25 protein-coding genes and 1 other RNA gene are annotated in these 23,178 nt (G+C 56.8%); 13 read left to right on the forward strand and 13 right to left on the reverse strand.

The genetic code is table 11. From position 1 onward, the window contains the following. Positions 1-26 precede the first annotated feature (26 nt). From CL1_RS04625 to glmM, 3 genes are read left to right on the forward strand one after another with little or no spacing between them, the layout of a single operon-like run. Complete coding sequence (locus tag CL1_RS04625) at positions 27-1,145, forward strand: ABC transporter ATP-binding protein (RefSeq protein WP_014788729.1); 1,119 nt, start codon at positions 27-29, stop codon at positions 1,143-1,145. Positions 1,146-1,177: 32 nt separating this feature from the next. Continuing rightward, the gene (locus tag CL1_RS04630) at positions 1,178-1,588 is read left to right on the forward strand and encodes a UPF0146 family protein (protein ID WP_014788730.1); all 411 of its coding nucleotides are present in this window, start codon (positions 1,178-1,180) and stop codon (positions 1,586-1,588) included. A 13-nt stretch (positions 1,589-1,601) separates the two neighbouring features. Further along, entirely contained in the window at positions 1,602-2,966 is a 1,365-nt protein-coding gene (gene glmM, locus CL1_RS04635; RefSeq protein ID WP_014788731.1) for a phosphoglucosamine mutase, read from the forward strand. 16 nt (positions 2,967-2,982) lie between these two features. Here the strand turns inward: glmM and CL1_RS04640 are convergent, their stop codons facing one another. Together CL1_RS04640 and CL1_RS04645 are read right to left on the reverse strand one after the other, a co-directional pair. After that, complete coding sequence (locus CL1_RS04640) at positions 2,983-3,204, reverse strand: hypothetical protein (RefSeq protein ID WP_014788732.1); 222 nt, start codon at positions 3,202-3,204, stop codon at positions 2,983-2,985. 9 nt (positions 3,205-3,213) lie between these two features. Further along, complete coding sequence (locus CL1_RS04645; RefSeq protein WP_014788733.1) at positions 3,214-4,029, reverse strand: MBL fold metallo-hydrolase; 816 nt, start codon at positions 4,027-4,029, stop codon at positions 3,214-3,216. 282 nt (positions 4,030-4,311) lie between these two features. Here CL1_RS04645 and CL1_RS04650 point away from each other — a divergent pair, with 282 nt between their 5' ends. The 4 genes from CL1_RS04650 to CL1_RS04665 are packed head-to-tail and all read left to right on the forward strand — an operon-like array spanning position 4,312 to position 8,629. Then, a complete protein-coding gene (locus CL1_RS04650) occupies positions 4,312-6,186 on the forward strand; it encodes an OPT family oligopeptide transporter (RefSeq protein WP_014788734.1) in 1,875 nt (624 codons plus the stop codon). Positions 6,187-6,234: 48 nt separating this feature from the next. After that, positions 6,235-6,597, forward strand: coding sequence for a PqqD family protein (locus tag CL1_RS04655; protein WP_014788735.1), 363 nt, complete (start codon positions 6,235-6,237; stop codon positions 6,595-6,597). Then, a complete protein-coding gene (locus CL1_RS04660; protein WP_048151936.1) occupies positions 6,584-7,849 on the forward strand; it encodes a M20 family metallo-hydrolase in 1,266 nt (421 codons plus the stop codon). The genes CL1_RS04655 and CL1_RS04660 overlap by 14 nt, the downstream gene beginning before the upstream one ends. A 36-nt stretch (positions 7,850-7,885) precedes the next feature. Then, complete coding sequence (locus CL1_RS04665; RefSeq protein ID WP_014788737.1) at positions 7,886-8,629, forward strand: RlmF-related methyltransferase; 744 nt, start codon at positions 7,886-7,888, stop codon at positions 8,627-8,629. Between the two features lie 67 nt (positions 8,630-8,696). Here the strand turns inward: CL1_RS04665 and CL1_RS04670 are convergent, their stop codons facing one another. Next, complete coding sequence (locus CL1_RS04670; protein ID WP_014788738.1) at positions 8,697-9,887, reverse strand: class I SAM-dependent rRNA methyltransferase; 1,191 nt, start codon at positions 9,885-9,887, stop codon at positions 8,697-8,699. Between the two features lie 69 nt (positions 9,888-9,956). Here CL1_RS04670 and CL1_RS04675 point away from each other — a divergent pair, with 69 nt between their 5' ends. Next, on the forward strand, positions 9,957-10,265 hold the full coding sequence (locus tag CL1_RS04675; protein WP_014788739.1) for a DUF5748 family protein: 309 nt from the start codon (positions 9,957-9,959) through the stop codon (positions 10,263-10,265). 10 nt (positions 10,266-10,275) lie between these two features. On the opposite strand, the gene CL1_RS04680 is transcribed toward CL1_RS04675, so the two are convergent. The 3 genes from CL1_RS04680 to CL1_RS04690 all read right to left on the reverse strand — a co-directional run bounded on the left by CL1_RS04680 (position 10,276) and on the right by CL1_RS04690 (position 13,488). Beyond that, positions 10,276-11,406 (reverse strand): tripartite tricarboxylate transporter permease, encoded by a 1,131-nt coding sequence (locus CL1_RS04680; protein ID WP_048151938.1) that lies wholly within the window; start codon positions 11,404-11,406, stop codon positions 10,276-10,278. Next, positions 11,388-12,554 (reverse strand): single stranded DNA-binding domain-containing protein, encoded by a 1,167-nt coding sequence (locus CL1_RS04685; protein WP_048151941.1) that lies wholly within the window; start codon positions 12,552-12,554, stop codon positions 11,388-11,390. The genes CL1_RS04680 and CL1_RS04685 overlap by 19 nt, the downstream gene beginning before the upstream one ends. Positions 12,555-12,738: 184 nt before the next feature. After that, positions 12,739-13,488, reverse strand: coding sequence for an ATPase domain-containing protein (locus tag CL1_RS04690; protein WP_014788742.1), 750 nt, complete (start codon positions 13,486-13,488; stop codon positions 12,739-12,741). Between the two features lie 235 nt (positions 13,489-13,723). On the opposite strand from CL1_RS04690, the gene priL reads away from it, so the two are divergent. Genes priL through CL1_RS10915 form a run of 4 tightly spaced genes read left to right on the forward strand, consistent with a single transcriptional unit; the run spans position 13,724 to position 16,810 of the window. Then, positions 13,724-14,941 carry a DNA primase large subunit PriL gene (gene priL / locus CL1_RS04695; RefSeq protein WP_014788743.1) on the forward strand — a complete coding sequence of 406 codons (1,218 nt, stop codon included), beginning with the start codon at positions 13,724-13,726 and terminating at the stop codon, positions 14,939-14,941. Next, positions 14,934-15,965: a DNA primase catalytic subunit PriS gene (priS, locus tag CL1_RS04700; protein WP_014788744.1), complete on the forward strand. Its 1,032-nt coding sequence runs from the start codon at positions 14,934-14,936 to the stop codon at positions 15,963-15,965. The genes priL and priS overlap by 8 nt, the downstream gene beginning before the upstream one ends. After that, positions 15,962-16,300: an EamA family transporter gene (locus tag CL1_RS10910; RefSeq protein ID WP_335323930.1), complete on the forward strand. Its 339-nt coding sequence runs from the start codon at positions 15,962-15,964 to the stop codon at positions 16,298-16,300. Before priS ends, CL1_RS10910 begins: the two co-directional genes overlap by 4 nt. Positions 16,301-16,306: 6 nt before the next feature. After that, entirely contained in the window at positions 16,307-16,810 is a 504-nt protein-coding gene (locus CL1_RS10915) for a DMT family transporter (protein WP_335323932.1), read from the forward strand. Here the strand turns inward: CL1_RS10915 and rnpB are convergent. The 4 genes from rnpB to CL1_RS04720 form a co-directional block, all read right to left on the reverse strand. Continuing rightward, positions 16,796-17,117, reverse strand: an RNA gene (gene rnpB / locus CL1_RS10540) — RNase P RNA component. The genes CL1_RS10915 and rnpB overlap by 15 nt on opposite strands. A 41-nt stretch (positions 17,118-17,158) precedes the next feature. Further along, positions 17,159-18,793, reverse strand: a complete 1,635-nt coding sequence (locus CL1_RS04710; RefSeq protein WP_014788745.1) for a COG1361 family protein — start codon at positions 18,791-18,793, stop codon at positions 17,159-17,161. Between the two features lie 41 nt (positions 18,794-18,834). After that, positions 18,835-19,116, reverse strand: coding sequence for a hypothetical protein (locus CL1_RS04715; protein WP_237266281.1), 282 nt, complete (start codon positions 19,114-19,116; stop codon positions 18,835-18,837). Further along, positions 19,116-19,523, reverse strand: a complete 408-nt coding sequence (locus CL1_RS04720) for a DUF61 family protein (RefSeq protein ID WP_014788747.1) — start codon at positions 19,521-19,523, stop codon at positions 19,116-19,118. Before CL1_RS04720 ends, CL1_RS04715 begins: the two co-directional genes overlap by 1 nt. 219 nt (positions 19,524-19,742) lie before the next feature. Between CL1_RS04720 and glnA the strand changes: the two genes are divergently transcribed. Continuing rightward, the gene (gene glnA / locus CL1_RS04725) at positions 19,743-21,065 is read left to right on the forward strand and encodes a type I glutamate--ammonia ligase (RefSeq protein ID WP_014788748.1); all 1,323 of its coding nucleotides are present in this window, start codon (positions 19,743-19,745) and stop codon (positions 21,063-21,065) included. Here glnA and CL1_RS04730 read toward each other — a convergent pair. The 3 genes from CL1_RS04730 to CL1_RS04740 are packed head-to-tail and all read right to left on the reverse strand — an operon-like array spanning position 21,062 to position 23,172. After that, entirely contained in the window at positions 21,062-21,919 is an 858-nt protein-coding gene (locus CL1_RS04730) for an EamA family transporter (RefSeq protein WP_014788749.1), read from the reverse strand. The genes glnA and CL1_RS04730 overlap by 4 nt on opposite strands. A gap of 9 nt (positions 21,920-21,928) precedes the next feature. Continuing rightward, positions 21,929-22,693 (reverse strand): NAD+ synthase, encoded by a 765-nt coding sequence (locus tag CL1_RS04735; protein ID WP_014788750.1) that lies wholly within the window; start codon positions 22,691-22,693, stop codon positions 21,929-21,931. Then, positions 22,690-23,172 carry a hypothetical protein gene (locus CL1_RS04740; RefSeq protein ID WP_237266282.1) on the reverse strand — a complete coding sequence of 161 codons (483 nt, stop codon included), beginning with the start codon at positions 23,170-23,172 and terminating at the stop codon, positions 22,690-22,692. The genes CL1_RS04735 and CL1_RS04740 overlap by 4 nt, the downstream gene beginning before the upstream one ends. Between the last annotated feature and the right edge of the window lie 6 nt (positions 23,173-23,178).

Genomic DNA, 23,178 nt, shown 5'->3' on the forward strand with positions numbered 1-23,178 from the left:
CCCTTTCAAATTTTTGAGGTGATAAAATGGCCGAGGTAAAGCTCATCAACGTCTGGAAGCAGTTCGGGGAGTTCACCGCGGTAAGGGAGATGAACCTCGACGTCAAGGACGGGGAGTTCATGATCCTCCTCGGACCTAGCGGCTGCGGAAAGACCACCACGCTGAGGATGATAGCCGGCCTCGAGGAGCCGACGAGGGGGCAGATATACGTCGGGGACAGGCTCGTGGCCGACCCCGAGAAGGGAATCTTCGTTCCACCGAAGGACAGGGACATCGCAATGGTCTTCCAGAGCTACGCGCTGTACCCCCACATGACTGTCTACGATAACATAGCCTTCCCCCTCAAGCTCAGAAAGGTGCCGAAGCAGGAGATAGACCAGCGCGTCAGGGAAGTCGCGGAACTTCTCGGCCTGACGGAGCTCCTCAAGAGGAAGCCGAGGGAGCTGAGCGGTGGTCAGAGGCAGAGGGTTGCCCTGGGCAGGGCGATAGTGAGGAAGCCCCAGGTCTTCCTCATGGACGAGCCCCTGAGCAACCTGGACGCAAAGCTCAGGGTGAAGATGCGCGCCGAACTCAAGAGACTCCAGAGGCAGCTTGGAGTTACCACAATCTACGTCACCCACGATCAAGTTGAGGCCATGACCATGGGCGACAGGATAGCGGTCATAAACCAGGGCGTCCTCCAGCAGGTCGGAACGCCGGAGGAGGTCTACGACAGGCCCGCGAACACCTTCGTTGCCGGCTTCATAGGCTCGCCCCCGATGAACTTCATGGACGCGACGGTGACCGAGGACGGCTTCGCCGACTTCGGCGAGTTCAGGCTCAAGTTCCTCCCCGACCAGTTCGAGGTTCTCGAGGAGAGGAACCTCGTCGGGAGGGAAGTCATCTTCGGAATTCGCCCTGAGGACCTCTACGACGCGATGTTCGCCCAGGTCAAGATACCGGGGGAGAACATGGTTCGGGCCATGGTGGACATCATCGAGAACCTCGGAAGCGAGAAGATAGTCCACCTGAGCGTCGGCGACGTCACATTCCTGGGCTCCTTCCGCTCGGAGTCCAAAGTGACGGAAGGCCAGGAGATCGATGTCGTCTTCGACATGCGCAAGTCCCACGTCTTCGAGAAGGGGAGTGGGAAGGCAGTTTTCTGAAGCTTTTTAAACCTCCCCTCCCATTTTCTCCCATGCCCATAGAGGACTTCGCCGAGTTCCTAGCCAGGGAGATTCCAAGGGGGAAGGTAGTCGAGCTAGGGATAGGCTTCCAGTTCAAGGTCGCGCTCAAACTGAAAAGCCTGGGGTACGACGTTCTGGCCATCGACTGGAACCCCGAGTCTGTTGAACGGGCAAGGGAGCTGGGCATAGGGGCGGTGCGAGACGACCTGTTCAGCCCGAGGCTAGGGCTTTACAGAGAGGCCCGCGCGCTCTACTCAGTCAGGCCCACGCCGGAGATAGTGCGGCCCATTCTAAAGCTCGGCAGGACGCTAAGACTGCCGGTTTACATTTTGCCGCTGGCGGGAGATGCGATGCCCAGGGGAATGAGGCTGGTAAACCACCGCGGACTGGCGATATACGTTTATAACCCCCGCACCAAATAGTTCCGGTGGTGACATGAGGCTCTTCGGTACCGCTGGAATTAGGGGCACCCTCTGGGAAAAGGTCACTCCCGAGCTCGCGATGGACGTAGGAAAGGCGATGGGGACTTACATCGAGGGAGAGAGCATCGTGGTCGCGAGGGACGGGAGAACTTCAAGCGTGATGCTCAAGAACGCCCTCATCGCGGGGCTCCTCTCGACCGGGAAGGAGGTTCTCGACGCGGATTTAATCCCAACACCGGCCCTGGCCTGGGCGACGAGAGAGCACGGCGACGGCGGAGTTATGATAACGGCCAGCCACAACCCACCGACCGACAACGGGATAAAGGTCTTCAACGGCGATGGAACCGAGTTCTACGTCGAGCAGGAGGAGGAGCTTGAGGAGCTCGTTTTCTCAGGAAACTTCAGGAAGGCCAGGTGGGACGAGATAAAGACTGTGAAGCCCCTCGACGTCATAGATGACTACATCGGGGCCGTTCTCGACTTCGTGAACCACGGGACGGGCTTAAAGGTCCTCTACGACGGCGCCAACGGTGCCGGGAGCGTTCTGGCCCCTTACCTCCTGCGCGAGATGGGGGCGAAGGTCATAAGCGTGAACGCCCACGTGGACGGCCACTTCCCGGGAAGGAAGCCCGAGCCTCGCTACGAGAACATAGCCTACCTCGGAGAGCTCGTGAGGGAGCTGGGCGTTGATATTGCCATAGCGCAGGACGGCGACGCCGACAGGATAGCGGTGTTCGACGAGAGGGGCAACTACCTCAACGAGGACACCGTCATAGCGCTCTTCGCCAAGCTCTACACCGAGGAACACGGCGGCGGAACGGTTGTCGTTTCGATAGACACAGGCTCGAGGATAGACCACGTCGTCGAAAGGGCCGGCGGAAGGGTGGTGAGGATTCCCCTCGGCCAGCCCCACGACGGAATAAAGAAATACGGGGCCATCTTTGCCGCCGAACCCTGGAAGCTCGTCCACCCGAGGTTCGGCAACTGGATAGACAGCTTCGTGACAATGGGGCTTCTGCTCAAACTCATAGACGAGGAAGGGAAACCCCTGTCAGAGATAGTGAGGGAGAACGTTCCTGAGTTCTACCTCACCAAGAGGAACGTCCCCTGCCCGGACGAGCACAAGGGGGCAGTCATGGAGAGGGCGTACAGGGTTCTTGAGGAGAAGCTGGGAAGCGAGACCAGGGAAGTTCTGACTATTTCCGGCTTCCGCTTCAACCTGAGGGACGGCTCGTGGGTCCTAGTGAGGCCGAGCGGAACGGAGCCCAAGATTCGTGTTGTTGTCGAAGCTCCCAGTGAGAAGAGACGCGACGAGCTCTTTGAGCTGGCCTACGGAACCGTCAGAAAGGCCGTTGAAGATGTCATGAAGAAGGGCTGAGCCCCATTTTCCACTTTTAGACCATAACTCCGAGCAACCAGCCGGCCGTTCCAGCGAGGAATATTAATCCCAAATCCCGGACGAGAACCCAAGGTCCGGGCCTCTTTCCGGTTCCCATCAGGTAGAGCCAGTAGACAAGCAGAGGAACCAGGAGATCGAGTGACAGGCGGGATTCTCCAAAGAACAGATTGAGCATAAAGGAGAAAGCCGAAACGGAGGCGAGGGCCTTTCCGCCCATGGAACCACCTCAGATGAACCTCGCAGGCCTGAGAGTTCTAACCGCTATCTCGTTCTTCTCCACCATGACCCTGAATCCCTCCTTGGCCACGTAGGTCTTGACGCCGGTGACGGTTTCGATGTACTTGGCCTCCTTGTAGGGGTTGGCGAAGTGCATCTTCATTCCGATGTGGCTCATCACGAGGGCATCAGGTTTGTGCTCCATATTCTTGAGCATCTCAACCGCGTCGTCGGTACTGAGGTGGTACGGAATGCCCATGTCCCTTGGCCTGGTTATTGCCGCTATTATGAGCCTCGCGCCGTCGTGCCACTCCAGGAGTTCATCGAAGTACGCCGTGTCGGGGATATAGGATATGTCGCCGTACCTCGTCTTCATGCGAAAGCCGATGGTGGTAGGGTCCGAGTGCTGGGTCGGGGTTATGAGGAACTCCTCCTCACCTATCGCTATCCTGCTCCCCGGCTCGGGAATGTGTATGCTCTCGAGCACGTCCAGGTGGTACTTGCTCACCGCAGGCGTGTGGGTTTCATCGCCATGGATAACGCTCTTCGAGGCTATCAAAACACCCCTCTTCTTAAGCGCTCCGCCGGTCATGGCTTCTATCATTACCTCCACGTCGTTGCAGTGGTCCACGTGCCTGTGGGAGACGAAGATGACGTCGAGCTTCCTGGGGTCGAGCTTGTAGCGCCAGCTCCTCACCAGCGCGCCTGGCCCTGGATCAACGTAGACGTTCCTGCTCGCCCTTATGTGGAATCCCCCGGTGGAGCGGAACTGGGTTATCGTGATGAACCTCCCGCCCCCGCTCCCGAGGAACGTTATCTCTATCAATTCTCCACCCCCGGTTTCTTTTGCAGACGTAGAAGTGTCACCGCTTGGGTATATAAGGCATTGCCCACCGAGCCTGTGGACGTTTATATACATGACTGCCGTTTCATAGGACATCAATGTAACATGGGGTTAAGCAAGACCCTTCTAGGCAGAGATTGGTTGGAACATGTAGTAACATAATAGAGGGAAACCCAATATTTAATTCAAAAAAATCGGCAGTTACAAAACATTTTTAACGAACAATAACATCAATTACTACGCCCCCCATTGGAGGTGCAATCCATGGAGATGAAACCATACATACCACCTGAGAAGTCCCTGCCAGAGTACACGGTCAAGGCCTTTGTTTTGGGTGTTATTTTGTCGATAGTGATGGGCGCCGCCAACGCCTACCTAGGAATGTACGCCGGCATGACAGTCAGCGCCAGCATTCCGGCGGCGGTCATATCGATGGCAATACTCTTCGCCTTCAAGGACAGAAACATCTTGGAAAACAACATGGTGCAGACAGCAGCGTCCGCCGGTGAGTCGCTAGCGGCGGGAGTTATATTTACGTTTCCCGCCCTCGTCGTCCTGGGCTACTACACAACCTTCCCGTATTACATCGTTACTATAATAGCAGCGCTCGGCGGTTCCCTCGGTGCGCTCTTCACAATTGTGCTGAGGAGGGCGTTCATCGTCGAGGAAAAGCTCCCCTATCCAGAAGGAACGGCCTGTGCCGAGGTTCTCATAGCAGGGGACAAGGGCGGAAGCCACGCCAAGCCGATACTCTACGGTGGAATCTTCGGCGGTCTCTTCAAACTCTTCGGAAGCTCCGGCCTCTGGTCCGGAACCGTCGAAACCGCAAAGATGGTCGGTTCCCGCGTCTACTACTTCGGAAGCGACCTCTCTGCGGCACTCATAGCGGTTGGCTACATCGTTGGCCTCAACATAGCGTTCCTCGTCTTCCTCGGAGGCGCGATAGCCTGGTTCATAGCAATACCACTCTACGCCGGCCAGATGAACCACGGCGACATGAGCGCCCTCGACCTCGCCTGGACCATATGGAGCACCAAGATTCGCTACATGGGTGTCGGTGCAATGGTCGTCGGTGGCCTCTGGAGCCTCATCAAGCTCAGGAAACCGATAAAGAGGGGAATCAAGGCCGGCCTTGAGGTGGCAAAGAGGAAGCAGTCCGGAGAGGCCATACTCAGAACCGAGGAGGATCTCCCGCTCAACTACGTGCTGGTGCTCATAGCAGCCTTCGTGATACCGCTGTTCCTGCTGTACTTCCATATCATAGGCTCTATAGGAATCGCGGCAATAATGGCGGTGATACTCCTCATCGTCGGCTTCCTTGGAAGCTCAATAGCCGGCTACCTCGCGGGTGTCGTTGGTTCCTCCAACAACCCGGTCTCGGGAATCACCATCATGAGCCTGCTCTTCACAGCCTTTGTGCTCAAGGGCCTGGGCCTCAGCGGAATGGAGGGTATGGCGGCAACCATACTCGTGGCGGCGGTTATCTGCACGGCAGCTGCCATAGCCGGTGACACCATGCAGGATCTGGCCACGGGTTACATCGTTGGTGCAACTCCAAAGAGGCAGCAGATCTTTGAGATAGTCGGGACCTTCTTTGCCGCCCTCGTCATGGCACCTGTGCTCAACCTCCTCATACAGGCCTACGGTATAGCCGGAACGCCAACCGCCAAGGAGAACGCTCTGGCCGCCCCGCAGGCCTTCCTCATGGCCAAGGTCACCGAGGGTGTCTTCACCGGAAACCTTGAGTGGAACATGATATACATCGGCGCTGGGATAGCTGTGGCCCTCATAATTCTTGACGAGATCCTGGCAAGGAGGGGATCCAGGTTCAGAACTCCCGTTATGCCCGTTGCAGTCGGTATCTATCTGCCGCTCAGCCTTGGCGTTCCAATCTTCATCGGAGGTCTTGTCAGGCATTTCGTTGGTAAGGCTAGGGGCAGTAACGAGGAGAGCCCAACCGATCCAGGAGTCCTTGGTGCGGCCGGACTCATCGCCGGTGAAGCCCTCATGGGCATATTCTTTGCCGCCCTTATAGTAGCAGGTGTGGCGCCGAGCACTGGCTTCAGCAGCAACCTTCTCGGTATGATCCTCCTGGCAGGAATAGCGGTCTGGCTCTACATGACCGGCAGGAAGAAGTGATTTTCCTCTTTTCCCAGCCTTTAAATTTTGACAGCCGGAGGAATGGGCATGGAAGAGTACATGAACCTCGTGCCAGTGCGCAATGAGAAGGTCGAGCTCAGGAAGGTCGAAGGAAAGTACTATCTGATGGTACCAATGGAGTCCAAGCTGGACTTTCTGGCGAGGAAGCTCCACGGAGAGTACAGGAGGATAGAACTTGACGAGATGGGAGCCTATACGTGGGAGCTGTGCGATGGGAGGAGAACTGTCAAGGAAATAGGAAAGGCCCTGAAGGCGCGCTTTGGGGAGGAAGTTGAGCCCCTTTACGAGCGTCTGATGACGTTTCTTTTCGAGCTGAGGAAGAGGTACCTGATTGAGTTTAAAAACGGAAGTGAGCTAGTCAACGGTGGTGATCCAAATGGCCGAGCTTGAAAGAATCTCGGAGGAGATTGAAAAGCTCCAGGACGAGATGGTCGAGACGCTCGTCGAACTGATTAAGATCCCGGCCATAAGCCCGGACTACGGCTACGAGGGTGAATACGACAAGGCCCAGAAGCTTTTGGAGATAATCAAGGACTGGCCCTTCGACAAAGTTGAAGTCTACAACGCGCCGGACGAGAGGGCCAAGAACGGTGTCAGGCCGAGCATTTTAGCGTACTACTACGGTGAGAAGGGCGAGGAAGGCCCGAGGCTCTGGATCCTCACCCACATCGACGTTGTCCCGCCCGGAGATTTAAGCAAGTGGACGGTCACGGAGCCGTTCAAGCCGGTCGTCAAGGACGGCAAGGTCTACGGCAGGGGAAGCGAGGACAACGGGCAGAGCCTCGTGGCTTCACTTTACGCGGTCAGGGCCATGATGAACCTCGGGATAAGACCGAAGAGAACCGTCATTCTGGCCTTCGTCAGCGATGAAGAGACCGGAAGCAAGTACGGCGTCGAGTGGCTGATGAGGGAGCACCCGGAGCTGTTCCGCAAGGACGACCTCGTTCTCGTTCCGGACGGCGGGAACGAGGAGGGCACCTTCATCGAGGTGGCCGAGAAGAGCATTCTCTGGCTCAGGGTCAAGGTCAGGGGCAAGCAGGTTCACGCGAGCATGCCGGACAAAGGCCTGAACGCCCACCGCGTCGCCCTTGACTTCGCCTACCACCTCGACAGACTGCTCCACGAGAAGTACGGTGAGAGGGACGAACTCTTCGACCCTCCGGAGAGCACCTTCGAGCCGACGATGGTTCGCGGCCCGGCCGACAGCCCGAACATAGTGCCCGGCGAGCACGAGGTCGTCTTCGACTGCAGGATTCTGCCGAGGTACAGCATAGACGATATCCTTGCCGACGCCGAGAGGCTTGCCGGAGAGGTCAGGGAGAAGTACAGGCGGGAGTTCGATGGAAAAGTCCTGCCGGAGATAGAGTTCGAGGTTCTCCAGCGCATGGACGCCCCGGAGCCGACGGATCCGAACAGCGAGATAGTTCTCCTGCTCAAGGAGGCCATCAGGAGGCTCCGCGGAAAGGAGGCGAAGGTCGGCGGAATAGGTGGCGGAACCTTCGCGGCCTACTTCAGGAAGCTCGGAATCCCGGCGGTTGTGTGGGCAACGCTCGACGAGACCGCCCACCAGCCCAACGAGTACGCCCGGATAAAGAACATGGTCGAAGATGCGAAGGTCATGGCGGCTTTAGCACTCCTGTGAGCGAAAGCCTTTTTTTCCTCACCCCCATCTTTCACCATGCCAACCTGGAAGGACGGAAAGCTCGGATTGCCGATAAAAGATGCCCTGAAGCTCTTTCCGGAGCTGGGAAAGTACATTGACGAGCGCGGAAGGCTCGACTTCTCAAACAGAAAAGCCAGAATACTTTACAACCAAGCGATAGCGAAGGCCCTTTTCGGGCTGGACATAGAGTACCACCCGCACGGGCTGGTAACTACTCCCGTTTCGCGCTACCTCTTCCTGAAGACCTTCCTCGGGGGCGGTGAGAGGGTTCTGGAGATAGGGACGGGGCATACTGCACTGATGGCACTCATGTCGGCGAAGCTCTTCAACTGCGACGTCACAGCGACTGAGATTGATGAGGAGTTCTTCGAGTACGCGAGGAGGAACATCAAGCGGAACAGAGCTAGAGTTAAGCTCATCAGGAGCAACAGCGGGATAATTCGAGGTGTGATCCCGGAGGGAGAGCTTTTCGAAGTCATCTTTTCTGCACCTCCCTACTACGAGGGGCCGACAAAGGGCGTTCTGACCGAGCTTGAAGGCGTCGGTGGAGGGAAACACGGCGAGGGCTTTTCAGTGAGGCTCATCGAGGAGGCGCTGGACTATTTGAAGCCGGGCGGAAGGGTAGCCCTCTTCCTTCCCGACAAGGGGCCGCTGATAGAGGCCGTGGAAGAAAAGGGAAAGGAACTGGGCTACTCCGTCAGGGACGTACGCTTTAAGGCCGGAACGAGGTGGAGGCACAGCCTGATCCTCAAGGCTTAGGGACTCGGACCGTGGGCGTCTCATCACTCACGCCGGAATCAGAGGAGGTGCTTTCTCCTCATCGTCCCTACTTCATATCCTCCACGTAGAGGAAGAGCGCCTTGAGGTACTCCGTGTCCTTCGAGGCCATGAGTATCGGGTGGTCCGGCGCCTGAGTCCTGTAGGGCTCGAGGAGCTTGAGGAACTTCCCGGCCTTGGCAGCGGCCGCAATGACCATGTCCTTGAAGGCCTGCATGTCCACGTGCTGGGAGCAGGAGGCCGTAACGAGGATTCCACCCTCCTTCACCAGCTGTAAGCCGGCGTAGTTCACGTTGAAGTAAGCGCGAAGACCACGCTTTAGGTCCTTCTCGTGCTGGACGAATGCGGGCGGGTCGAGGATAACGATGTCAAACTTCTCGCCCCTCTTTATCATCTCCTCCATTACCGGGAAGGCCGAACCCACTATGTACTTCATCTTGTCCTCAACACCGTTGAGCTTGGCGTTCTCCTTCACCATGTTGATTGCCCAGGGGGATTTGTCTACAGCCACCACCTCGTCGGCTCCAGCGACGGCGGCATGTATCGCGAAGCCGCCGGTGTAGGTGAAGACATCGAGAACCCTCATTCCCGGCTTGACGTACTTCTCAAGGGCTATTCTGTTCTCCCTCTGGTCGAGGAAGAAGCCCGTCTTCTGTCCCCGCATATCCACGATGAACTTGGCCTTTCCTTCCTCGATTACCGTCCGGTACTTCTCCTTACCGAGGAGGACGCGCTCTATCTCTGGCAAACCTTCCCTCCTCCTCGAGCGCCCGGTGTTCTTCTCGAAGACTGTCTCTATCTCCGGCTCTGCCTCCATTATAGCCTCGGCCAAATCGAGCTTGAAGCGCTCCATTCCAACGCTCGAAATCTGAATCGAGGCAATCTCATTGAAGCGATCCACTATGAGACCCGGCAGGTAGTCGGCCTCGCCGTAGACCATGCGGTAGGCTTTGTCGTAGCCGAGAACCTTCTTGCGGTACTCGTTGGCCTTCCTAATCCTCTCGCGAAAGAGCTCCTTGTTTATCTCCGTCCCGCGGTCCTTGGTTACTAGGCGAACCATTATGTTGGAGTTGGGATTGACAAAGCCCTTTCCTAGAAACTTCCCACCCCTAGTGTAGACTTCGACTACATCTCCGGGCTCGAAGTTACCTTCCGTTCTCACGACGCCCTTTTTGAATACGATCATCGCACCCTTTCCTATGGCTCTCGCGGCCTGAGCATCTACTATCACCCTCGCCATTCTCACCACCGGTGGAAGTTCGGCGATAGGTATATAACCCTTAGCGTCCTATATTATGCCGGTGATTCTATGCACTTCGAGGTAGTGAAGGAGTTTCTTGAGGATATAGGGGCGGACTGGATAGAGATTGACGGCGAAATCCACCTGGAGCCGGAGGTCTTCTATGAGGTCTGGAAGTACGTCGGACAGCCGGAGCTTGAAACATACACCGTCGAGGACGAGGTCGTCGAGCCTGGTTCTTACGATCCGCCCGAGATGAAGTACACTGAAATGAAGACGATGAAGGTCAAGAAGGCGTACTTCACCACGCTTGACGGCAAGAGGATCGTCACCGACTACGCGGAGCTCCAGAAGATCATGAAGGAGAGGTTCGTCTGATCTCCCCTTCTTATCCGATTATTATCTGAAGCATGAGAACCCCCATGCAGTTGGTTCTCTTCACGCCCAGGGCTGACGCCAGGAGGCCGACCATGGAAGCCCCCAGAAGCACCAAAAGGCCCAGCGGACCATCAAATACCAACGAGAGCACCAAAAGGAAAGCCAGAACCCCAATGTTCAAACCCCTGTAGGGAATCCTCCCAATAACCCTCATCACCAGGCCAGCCAGGAACTCACCGTAGAGCAGAACGGCTATGGAGACGAAGAGGGCGGTAAGGAGGTAGAAGATTATGGCTTCTTGCGGTAAGGGGGACATCAGCGCCACAATGCCGTTTCTCCTCCTTCCCGTGGCAAGGAAGTTGGTGAAGGAGAAGAGAAAGTTGGCCGTGTTCACCGAGAAGACCACCGTCAGGAAGGAGCGCTCGTCCTTCGAAAGGAGAGAACCGATGAGGGCCGCCTGGGAGGCTGTGAAGGCAGGAACCAGCGAGGCTACCATGCCCAGCGCCGTTCCCAGGGCAGAAAACCCCAGGAAGTGGCCTTTATCCAGGTGAACCTCCCCGTCTCCGGCCTCTATCTGGCGCGTCCTTCCCTCCAAAGCCGAAAGCAGGATAACGGGAACTCCAAACAGCCCCGTGAAGAGGTGGTAGAGGGGCTGAGAGAGACCGAGCCGGAAGGTCAGCATTCCAAGAATCCCGGAGAGAAAGAACACGAGAAGGGCGGAAAGCTTCTTCAGTCCGGGCTCCGTCATCACCAGAAAAACCACGAGCAGAAAAACGAGGAAGCGGCCGGCGTCCGGGCGATACAGCGGCGCGAGATGGAGGTACAGGGGCATCGCGGGAATCGTCATCATAACTGCCAGAAAGCTCGCCCAGAGGGCTATCCTCACCACCTCCATCGCCCTCCCGCCGAGCACGAGCCTGTGGGCAGGCAACACAGCCAGCGAGGTCCCCTCATCAGGAACCCCAAGAAAGGCCGAGGGAACCACATCGAGGAAGGTGTGGGTCAGGCCCATGACGAAGAGGACGAGGTTGTCGCGGATCCCGGCGTTCGAAAGGAATGCCGCCAGGGTATTGACGTGGATTCCGGGCGAAATCCCGCTGAGCGTTCCACCAGCCATACCAGTCAGCAGTTCCCGGAGCACACGTCATCACCCGACTCGATCTCAAAGGCCGGCATGCCGCGATATGTCGTGAAGAAGCCGTAGGCAGTGACTGTTTCGTTTTCTTGAAGGGTTATCCCCAGAGACTTCCTCAGCTTGAGAAGCACCCAGCAATTGCCGTCCGTCACGTTGGCCAGGCCGAAGCCGTTTCTGTAAACCTTAACCCATGAGACGTTTCCACTTATTCTGGCGAAGCTTCCCTCGGAGAAGTTACAGATGGAGTTCGGAAGCAGTTCTCTCGGCCTTATCACCGTGCAGTTGAGGCAGAGCAGTGAGGAGGGCCTCCTCAAGGCCTCGACGCGGAGCGAATCTCCAACCCTCGCGGAGAAACCGTAGAGTCTCAGGTCGGCGCAGTCGAGTTTGAGAGAGCGGCCGGTTCCGAGGACTGTACAATTCCCGACGACAATCTGACCAACCCCAGCGCTGGAGACGGGCGCTCTGTCTGCCAGACCAAGAATCTCAACGTCCTCCCTGGAGTCCACGAGGAGGGTAAGCCTGGAGTAGAACCTCGCCACTCCGAGAACCCGGACTCTCTGGCCCGGCTCAAGCTCCAGGCCGTAGGGAGGGTAAACGACTATCTCCTCACTCCCGTTCCAGAGGATCGTATTCCTCCCGGAGTAGAGAATCACTCCCTCCACCAGCCAGGGCACTCCGTCCAAGGGCTTCTTAGGCATTCCCAGACGGCGATGCCTCACGGGATAGAATCGGCCCCCATAGAACAGCCCCTCCACCTCCACGAGCTCGCCCTTGGAAACGTTGAGGGTGAAGGCAAGCCTGATCCTCTCGGGCGTCAGGAGGTAGTAACCGCGGGAGGGCCAGTACGCGCCAGTTATAGATTCGAGGGGAAAGTCAGGCTCGGCCGGTTCAATCCGCTCCGGACGAATCCTCTCACCGCCGGTTGTGTTGAAGGGTACACCAGTAATCCGATAGACTTTGCCCACTTCCAGGGAGGCGTAAACACCGATGGCCCTCTCACCGTTGGTGAGGAGAGAAAAGCCAGCCCCGGAGCGGACGCACAGTCCAGTAAATGCGCGAGATTCAATCCGGTCGTTACCAATGAAGTCCAGTAACATAAAAACTAGGATCAATCCCAAAGATAGAACCATCACAAATTTTTTGCTTCGAACCATGTTAATAAGTAAGACCGGATCCTTAAAAACTTTACTTATTTGGAGAGTGACGTGCCCCCAGCACCATTAGAAAGAGAAGACTTCCACCCCCAAACCGTTCCCTTCAGGGCCAACAGACCCCAAAGGTTATCCTTCTGAGAACACCTAAAACTTGCCTGCCAATGGCGAGGAGGTCAAAAAAGAATCAGTAAACTTCCCCGCTTGGATAGACCACCACGCCCTCCTCGTTTATCTCGAAGGGGTACTTCTTCATTGAGTGCTTCGTCTCCCTCATCTTCCTTATCAGGAGGTAGCGCTTCAGCTCGACTTCTTTCTCAATGAAGTCAAGGAGAATGACTCCCCTGGCGATGTATTCCTCTATGCCATACCTGCTTATCCTGCCCCTGCCGGGCTCCGGGGCCTCGGTGGTGAGTATCGAGGTGACGCCCATCTCGAGGAGGATAGTGTTGAGCTGAAGGAGAACCTCCCTTATCTCGTTCTCCTTCCTGAGCCTGAAGGCTATCGACGGTATCGAATCGATGACCAGCCTCTTCGCGTCTATGGCCTTGACAACACGGTAGATGTAGCGGAGGAAGTCCTCGGCGTTGAGGTTGCCCTCTAGGACGTACTGTTCCTCGGAGGGGAGACCGACCACGGCACTAACTCCATCGATGATGGCGAGCTTCCCCTCCTTCTCGTACTTTTCGAGATCCCAGCCGAAGGCGAGCATCTCCCTCCTGAGGTCCTGGGCCCTCTCTTCAAGGGTGACTATCACACCAGGTTCACCGTACAGCTCGGCACCTTTGTAGACGAACTGAACGCCAAAAGTAGTCTTTCCACTTCCCGTGGGGCCGGTAACAAGAACCGTTGTACCGCTGGGAAAGCCACCCTCGATTAAATCGTCAAAGCCAGGAATGCCACTTTTCACTCTCTTAACGGTGTATTTCGTGATCATACGGACCACCCTTTGGAGTTCGTCACGAACCCGCTGTCTTTCCTGGTATAACCTGTGGCGTCAATGAGATATAAAACTTTTGGGAAATCTCGTGCTTTCGAACCGGAATTAAAATGTACCCGGGAGAGGGGCGCGAAAGTTCAAGGGACAACCAGATCTTTGAAACATCAAGCAACACCAAACGGGGAAAATCGTTTTATGCCCAAAGCCTTACCCATATCCGAGAGGTGAACCCATGCTTGATCCTTTCGGGCCAGAGGCGAGGAGGCTCATCGAAGACGAGTTTGATGGAGTGGAGGAACTGCTGGCGGTTATCCCCTCCTATGTGTCCATTGAAGCCGTGCTAGAGAGAGTAATGTGGATAAAGTCCAGGGAGATACCCAGGGAAGTTCTGGAGCTTGAAGGGATAAGGGACCTCTTCACCTTCTACGCCCTCTTGGGTGCACTTGCCTTCTCCCCCTACGGCCTGGAGATGGAGCTGGTCAAGGAAGCGAGCATAAGGCTCTACATGGAGAGGATACGAAAGGCCGGGAGGTTGGAGGGCACGGCCCTCCCCCTCAGCACCGTCGAAAGAGATGAGATTCCGGGGAGGGACCGGACGATACTCGAGAAGACTCACCACACCGAGCTGGGCCCGGAGGAGAGAAAACGACTGAAGCTGGAATACAAGATTCACCTATCGAAGTTCCTTGAACTGTGGGACGGCTCGCTGAGGGAGGTCTACATCAGGGGAGGCAACGCCTACCTTACCAGGGATCAGGCGATTGAGCTGTGGAGACGCTCCTTCGAGAGGAACTTTGAGAGAGCCGTGAACCTGCTCTACGAGATCAGGGACGAACTTCCGGATTATTACCTGCGGATCTACGAGAGGCTCGGCGAGTTGGCCCGAGAGCACTTCAAGGAGAGGCTCGAGAAGATGGGCCGTGCCGAGGCCCAGCCCCTGCGCTTCGACCTCTTCCCACCATGCGTTAAGATTGCGCTCGGAGGCGTGCCCGCGGGACTTAGAAACTACGCGATAACAGTCCTCCTGACCAGCTTCCTGAGCTACGCGCGCCTCTGCCCCAATCCGCCACGGAGGGACGTCAGGATAAGGGACTGCGTGAGCGACCTGAGCGTGCTGGAAAAGGAGATACTGCCAGTCATCATCGAGGCCGGCAACCGCTGCAAGCCGCCGCTCTTCGAGGACCAGCCTCACGAGATAAAGAACATCTGGTACCACCTGGGCTTCGGCTTGACCGACAGGCCGAGTCTCGAGGACAGCGGCAACTCCCCCTGGTACTTCCCCCCGAACTGCTCCAAGATAAAAGCCAACGCCCCGGAGCTGTGCCGGCCGGACAGGGACTGCAGGAACGTGAAGAACCCCCTGACCTACTACCTGAGGAAGCTCTACCTCGAGAGCAGGAAGAAGGGCAAAGGTGAAAGTGGAGAGACGGACGGTGAGAAAAATGGCTGAGCTCCTCAGAGAGGTCACCAGAGAGGAGAGAACACTCTATTACCGGAAGGAGTGGAGCGCGGAGAAACTGCCGGAGTTCATCGTGGAAAGCCTGGAAAAGAGAGAGTTTGGCTTCGACCACACGGGGGAGGGGCCGAGCGACAGGAAGAACGTCTTCCTCGACGTCCGCGACCTGGAGGACTACATCAGAACAACGGCGCCGTACGCAATCTATTCCTCCGTCGCCCTCTACAATGAGCCCGCGGAGATGGAGGGCTGGCTCGGAGCGGAGCTGGTCTTTGACATAGATGCCAAGGACCTGCCCCTGCGGAGGTGCAACCACGAGCACGGGAAGGTCTGCCCGATATGCCTGGAGGACGCGAAGGAGCTCGCCAGGGACACGCTGATTGTTCTGAAGGAGGACTTCGGGTTCGAGAAGGTCCACGTGGTTTACTCGGGGAGGGGTTACCACATTCGCGTCCTCGATGAGTGGGCCATGAAGCTTGACGGAAGGGCAAGGGAGAAGGTTCTGGCCTACGTGAGCGCGGCGGAGGAGGTAAGCTTTGACGACATAGGGAGTAGAAGGATAATGCTCTCATCGGGCTACTACAGGGTGTTCCGGCTGAGGTTCGGCTATTTCCTTAAGAGAATGAACGAGAACCACCTCCTCAACCTCGGCCTGAGAAAGGGGCAAGTGGAGAGGCTGATCCAGGCCCGGGAGGATATATACGAGGGCTTCGTCAGGAAAGGATTGCTAACGGCGTTCCCCCCGGGAGTAGGTTACAAAACGCTGACCAGGCTCTTCGCGCTCTCCAGCACCTTCTCCAAGGCCTACTTCGACGGGCGCGTTACGGTGGACGTTAAGAGAATCCTCCGCCTCCCATCAAGCCTCCACTCAAAGGTCGGACTGGTGGCGACCTACATAGGGGCCGACGAGAAGAAGCTGGAGCGCTTCAACCCCTTCAGAGACGCCGTCCCGGAGTTCAGGCGGAGTGAGGTCAAGGAAGCCTACGAGGAATGGGTAGAGGAGCATGGTGAGCCGTGAGGGGCAAGCTTAAAATCACCGCGGCGATGCTGATATGGGGAAGCGTCGGCATATTCGGCCGCTTTTCGGGGCTGTCGGGATTAGGTGTGGCTTTTGCTAGGGTCTCCCTCGGCGCGCTCCTTCTCCTTGCAGTGCTGGCAGGGAAGGGGACACCAGCTTCCATCGCGTACCTCCTGCGAACTCGCTGGAAGCCCCTCCTCGCACTCGGCTCTGCCCTTGCCCTCAACTGGACGTTCCTCTTCACTGCCTTTAACTACACGACGATAGCCAACGCGGTCCTCGTTTACTATGCTGCTCCAATCCTGGCAACGCTGATCTCCTGGCGCTTCCTCTGAGAGAAGATGAGCGCGAAAAGGTGGGGGCTCATCGGGCTGGCCTTCCTAGGGTTGGGACTCATAATGAGCGGCCAGAGAATCGACCTTGGTGACAGGGATTTCGTCGGGATTTTACTCGCCCTGACGGCGGCGTTCTTCTACGCCCTGATACCGAATCTGGGAAGGTTCCTCAGAGAAATCGATGGGAAAACCCTGACATTCCTTCAGCTTGCCGTGGCATCTCTCGTCCTAGCCCCCATCGTGGCCATCTCGGACGTTGGAGAACCTGTCTGGTGGGCGGTTCTGGTTCTCGTGGCCGTTCACACAGTTTTTGCCCTCTACCTCTACATGGACGGGCTAAAGGAGGTGGAGGTTAGCGAGGCGGCCTTGCTGAGCTACCTCGACCCGCTAAGCGCGGTTGTTTACGCCCTTCTTATCTTTGGGGAAGTTCCAGGGATAAAAACGATTGCCGGAGGGACGCTCATACTTCTCGCATCGGCGCTGGACTTGATTTGGGCGAGGGGGTCGTAGCCCGCCTTCTGTATCAAGGGGGCATTCGACTGAGCGGCCTACCACGGGGCTCGCACCGGGAACTCATCGCCCCTCCCTCGGCCTTGCACCCCGCGGGACGGCCGTTTCACCGCATCCCCCGGGATCGTCTGCGGGTTATCTCGGGCACCGTCGCCGGGCCCTTCGCGCGCGTCATTCACATCTCCCGGGGGCCGTGTCGTTTCTGCGCCGTTGCCCTCCCTCTCGGGAGGTGCCTTGCGGCACCGCGGCCCCGGTGCGGTGGGCGGAACTTCCTCGGGAGAACCCCGAGAGCCCCCGACCCCCTCGCCAAGAAGGGCTATGAAAAAAGGGGATAAAAAGGTTTGGCGTTCACTTCCTCTTCGGAAGCTCCCGGTTCTCCCGGAACTTGGGGGGCTTCGGCGGCTTGAACCTTCCGAGCGGGGAGCGACGCTTTGGCTTTGGTCTGACGCGTCGTCTCTTTCTTTTGTCCTCCTTTCTCGTGTAGTAGAACGCGCCCCCTGCCATCAAAAGGAACGCGAGCACCACCAGAATCACCCAGGTGGCGTTCGAGTCCCCTTCCACGATGGTGGTCGTGTTAGAGGGGGTCGTAGAGGGTGTGGAAGAGGGGGACGACGTTGTGGTGTAGGGATTCGTGGTAGTGGCAGGAGGCTCAATGTAGAGCCGTCCCCGCACCGTGCTGGACTCGCCGCCGGCAGTGAGCGTGAACTCGTAATAGACGGTCTTTCCTATGGGGACTTCAAACCTCACCGCCATCTCACTCGAACCGGGCGGTATGGACTGCTCTATCGTGTCCTTGTAGAGAACCCCATCGTCCGAGTATATACGGTAGGCCAGAATGCCGTCCACTTCTCTGTCACCGGGATTATCAACAACCAGCCGAAAGAGCACCTCACCCCCGGAGATCCTTTCATAGGAAACGTTTTTGATTACAGGGGGCGCGAGAACACGGTACGTGACATCGCCCTGCCCCAGCAGCCTGTCCCCAAACCTAAGCTTGATAATCGACTTCATGGCTCCGGAAACGTTTGTCGGGAGCGGAACCTCAAGGACGGTGGTGCCCTCACCGAGACCGATGGGCTTCTCAGACCTCGACACCAGAACCCCGTCCAGGTAGGTCTCGACGGTCAGGTTGAGCGTGATGGTTCTCTCCGAAAGAACCGTGACGTAAGCGCTGTTGCCCTCGTTCAACCGAACCTCGCCGGATTTAACTGAGATCCCCACCAGCTTGACGCCGAACCTGACCGAGAAATCTTTGGAGTACCTGTACGTGCCCCCCTCATATCTAATGGTGTAATGGAGGGTGTACGTTCCCGGAGGAAGGTCGTAATCCACTGGAACCTCAAACCTTATCAGATTGTCTCCGGGTAGAAGGGTCAGCGACCTGTTGCTGGAGAAGTAAACCCTACCGTCCTTGACGAGAGAAACCTCTCCAATGGCAGAGACATTCCGATGCCCCATGTTGGTGACGTGGGAGAACACGACTATCGTTTCCCCGTTGAGGGCGTACGAAGCGCCGGGCCTACCTTGAACGTAGGCCTCGGCCACGCCAAAGTCAAGGGGCTCCTGGATAATGTGAAGGGGTATCCTGGCGTACAGAATGTACATCGAACCATCGGGGGTAAAAGCCAAGAACCTCATCACCAGGGTGTACGTGCCGCCCGAGACGTTGGAGGGGCACTCTATGGTGTACGAGAAAGACTTGCGGGCCTTGGGCGCCCAGTCGGTGAAAACGTGCGGAGATATGTTAAAGGTGAACCCCTCAATATGACTCCCGGAGGAGTCCTCGACCCAAAAGCGCTGGTAGCTGACGACCTTGTAGGTGAATCCTCCAGCGTTTGTCAGCCACACCGTTCCCGAGCCGTAGTCGCCTCTCAGAACGGTTATCTCATCGCTCGTCTCGAGCTGGGCAAACTGGGCGAACGCGACAGGAAGGAGGGAAACCAGGACAATGAGCACCGTGAGCGCCAGCAATACTTTCCTCATCACTTCCACCACAGGTAATTGTACCTTCTTCAATATAAACCCTACCCCCCACGGAGCAGGAGGAACGCACCCACGGCGACCAGACCGACGAAGAAAGCCATAGTCAGGCGATACAGGAGATTCCCCGAGACGTGGGGGCGTATGATGAGTCCGAGTACAGTGAGCATCAAGCCGTATGCGATGGCAAATATTCCGAGGGCCGTCCTGACGGGAACGCCGATTATCATCAGAATCCCCAGAATGGCGCCCGCTAGAACGGTGATATGGGGAACAGTGAAGGTCAGGTAGTCCCTCAGAACTCTGGCTTCCTCGTCCATATCCATCACTCCGCGATGAACGCATAGGTGGTCGTTGTTGGGAGGACGCGCCTCACGCGGGGCAGGAGGTACCGATGATAAAGCCTCTCCGCCTGCTCATCGAGAGGGTCATAGCTCTCCAGCACTTTGTCGATGACCTTCACCTCTACCCTGCCGCGAACCCGGAAGTAGCCCCGGTGGACGGTGCTTATCTCCAAGACTATGGGAACCTTGAGGAGTTCGACCTCGTTTTCATCGAGCAGGGAGTTCAGGTACTCGAGCTCCGAGCGCCGGAAGTAATGCCAGCTACCGTCCCTGAGCTTGACCCTCGGTTCCTCCTCCGCCAGCAGTTTGGAGAGCGTGGGGCGGAAGGCTGGAAGGTGGAGGTTCACCCTCACTATCTCGCGGTTCAGTATGTCCTCCGCCGTTGGCATGTTCCCTGCTACACCTAGGAAACAAAAAGCTTTGTTTGCCATTTAAATGCCCATTTTAATCGTTCTCAACGACATAATAACCACTATTTTGTCAAACACCTCAAATGCCGCTATGCCCCTCGTCACAATGACAAAAATCCTGTGAAAAGGCTTTTATTCTCATAATCGTTCAACATTTCGCCGTAAAAATGAACAATAGAACATTAAATGGTGATAAAAATGAACGAAATCTCCGGCATAAGGGCTTCAAGCGGTGGGAGGCCTCAATTCGTCCAGCTCATATTCGTGGACATGAACGGAGTTCCAAAGGGCATGGAAATTCCCATAGGGAGGTATGAAGAGGCCGTAGAGGGCGGCATAGCATTCGACGGCTCTTCAATTCCGGGCTTTCAGGGAATAGAGGACAGCGACCTGATCTTCAAGGCCGACCCGAGCACCTACGCGGAAGTTCCCTGGGAGGGCATAGCCAGGGTCTACGGCTACATCTACAAGGACGGAAAGCCCTACAAGGCTGACCCGAGGGGGGTTCTGAAGAGGGCTCTCGAGGGGCTAGAAAAGGAGGGCTTCAAAGCCTACATAGGGCCCGAACCCGAGTTCTACCTTTTCAGGAAGAACGGAACGTGGGAGCTACAGGTTCCCGACGGAGGCGGCTACTTCGACCTGGTTACCCTCGATAAGGCCCGGGAACTCAGGAGGGAGATAGCGCTCTACATGCAAGCGTTTGGCCTCGTTCCCGAGGTGCTCCACCACGAGGTAGGTAAGGCCCAGCACGAGATAGACTTCCGCTACGACGAGGCCCTCAAGACGGCCGACAACATAGTGAGCTTCAAGTACCTAGTCAAGGCCATGGCCGAGATGCGCGGCCTTTACGCGACCTTCATGCCAAAGCCAATCTACGGCTTTCCGGGCAACGGAATGCACCTCCACATCAGCCTGTGGAGGGACGGAGAGAACGCCTTCGTCGGCGAGGAGGGGCTGAGAGAGACGGCACTGCACTTCATAGCAGGCATACTCAAGCACGCAAAGGCGTTAGCCGCCGTTACAAACCCGACGGTGAACAGCTACAAGCGCCTCGTTCCGGGTTACGAGGCGCCGGTTTACATAAGCTGGGGATACAGGAACAGGAGTGCGCTCATCAGAGTTCCCGCGTTCTGGGGCAACGGGGCGAGGATAGAGTACCGCTGTCCCGACCCGAGCGCCAACCCCTATCTGGCGTTCTCGGCGATACTAATGGCCGGGCTAGACGGGATAAAGAGGAAGCTCGAGCCGGAGGCCTACGTGGAGACGAACGTCTACGAGATGAGCGATGAGGAGAGGAGCAAAGCCGGCATCGAAACCCTTCCCGGAAGCCTTGGAGAGGCGCTGGAGGAACTGAAGAAAGACAAGGTAGTCAGGGAGGCGCTGGGAGGGGCATACAAGAACTTCATCGCCTACAAGGAGCGCGAGTGGGAGGAGTACGTTACTTACCTCAAGGCCAAAGAGCTTCCCCTGGAGACCAAGAAGGTCACCGAGTGGGAGCTCGAACGGTACTTCCACGTTTAGCTCGCTTTCCCGGACTTTTCTCCTTCCTTAACGTGAACGAGGACCGAACCGCCTATTATGAGGGCCGCACCTATCAACTGCTCCGCGCTGAGCCTTTCACCAAAGAGCAGGAATGCCAATGCTATGGCCACGACCGGTTCGATGGTCGCCACTATGCTCGCCCTGCTAACCTCGACCTCCCTTAGCGCGTGGTTGTAGAGTATGTAGCCGAGGAACGTCGGGAAAAGAGCCAGGGCGAAGAGGTAGGGAATCGCCCCAACGGGAACGTCGAAATCCGTAAATGGAAGCAGGAAGACAAGACCAAAGAGGAGGGTGTAGAAGAGGGCCTTCTCGGGCTCTTCCTTTCGAACGGCGAACTTTGCCAGGACGCCGTAGAGGGCGTAGGTAAAGCCTGTCAGAAGGCCAAAGAGGAGTGCCTTGGCCGAGAACTCCGTTCCGGAGCCATTGACGAGGAGAACGCCCAGGATAACCATTGCCAGAGCGATGAGCTTCTCCCCCCTCAGCGGTTCCCCAAAGATCAGTCTTCCCATTATCATCGAGTAAATCGGAGCCGTGTAAAGGAGAAGAACCGCGAAGGAAACTGAGGAAATCGTCACCGTGTAGAAGTAGAGCGTGTAGAAGAGGAATATGCTGAAGAAGCCGTAGAGGGCGTAGAACTTGAGCCTAGAACGCTCAAGGGAGAAGCCAATCCCTCGGAGCCTGAGATAGGTTCCCAGCAGAAGGATCGCGAAGAGAACACGATAGAAGACCATCGTGAAGGGGCTGAGTCCAAAGCCGTCCAGGTATTTGGCGAATATTCCAAGGGTTCCCCAAGTGGAAGCGGCGAGAAAAACGAGAAGATAACCACGCTTCATCGGCTCACCTCAGAACGCTGGACCGAGGGGTAAACGGCGCTTGTGCTCGCTTCTTCTCACGAGGTTCTCGACGTATTCGACCCTCTCGATTGGAATTTCAAGCTCCTCAGCTATTCTCTCCTTCTCCATTTTCTGGTCTACGAGGCGCCAGAGGATTTCGTCGAGCAGGTGGTAGCTTATTCCGAGCTCGTCCTCGTCGGTCTGGCCCTCCCAAAGGCCCGCCGTCGGCTTCTTCTCGATTATCCTTTCCGGAACGCCGAGGAGCCTCGCCACCTCCCAGACCTCCGTCTTGTAGAGGTTTATGAGAGGTGCGTAGTCACTCGCGCCGTCGCCCCACTTGGTGAAGTAGCCCGTCAGGAACTCGCTCCTGTTGCTGGTTCCGAGAACAAGGTAGTTCCTCGCGTTGGCGTGGGCGTACAAAAGGACCATTCTCGTCCTGGCCATTATGTTCCCGAGGGAGCGCTTGTCCGGCTGGAAGCCGAGCTGGGCAACGAAGGAATCGACTATGGGTCTGATGTCTATCAGCTTGCACTCGATTCCGAGTGAGGAGCAGACAAGTTTTGCATCTTCAACGTCCTGGTTGTGATAGTAGGGCATTATGAGGCCGAGGACGCGCTCCTTTCCAAGGGCCTTAACCGCCAGATAGGTGGTCGTGGTGCTGTCTATACCCCCGCTTATCCCGATGACAACGCCCTCAGCACCGGCGTTTTCAACATTTTCCCTTATGAAATCGATCACCCGTTCAATGGCGGCCCCGTAGTCGAGCATTCTCATTTCTTACCCTCCTTGACGTCCCTCAGGAACTGGGTATAACCCATAAAGGAAAACACTACTCCCACGAGCATCAGCACGAAGGCGACCAGCGAGTAGATGGCGTAGGGATAATCCTGCGCCGTGACCGTGTAGTTGTACTCCACTCTCCCCTTAAAAACGTATATCACCGGCCTCTGGGCGGGGTAAAGGGTCAGGGAATCGTTCACCAGGGTGTAGTTGTACATTTCGTCCCCCTGAAGGAGGGAGAAAGTGGCGTTTTCAGATTGAACCACCAGCGTCCGGTTAGGATAAACGTAATCCGTCTCGAACTTGTCGTCGCCGAGATAATGCATTCCCTCCCCGAGGGTTCCGCTCGAGGAATAGCTCTTAGTCACGCGGTAAAAGCCGGCCGCGGAGATTAAGAGGGCGAGCACAAGGAGAAGTATCCCAGCCCGCAGAAGGGGGTAGCCCATAGCTTCACGGAGTGTTCCCATCGGCATCACCCA

The sequence above is a fragment of the Thermococcus cleftensis genome (assembly GCF_000265525.1).
Classification (GTDB): Archaea; Methanobacteriota_B; Thermococci; order Thermococcales; family Thermococcaceae; genus Thermococcus; species Thermococcus cleftensis.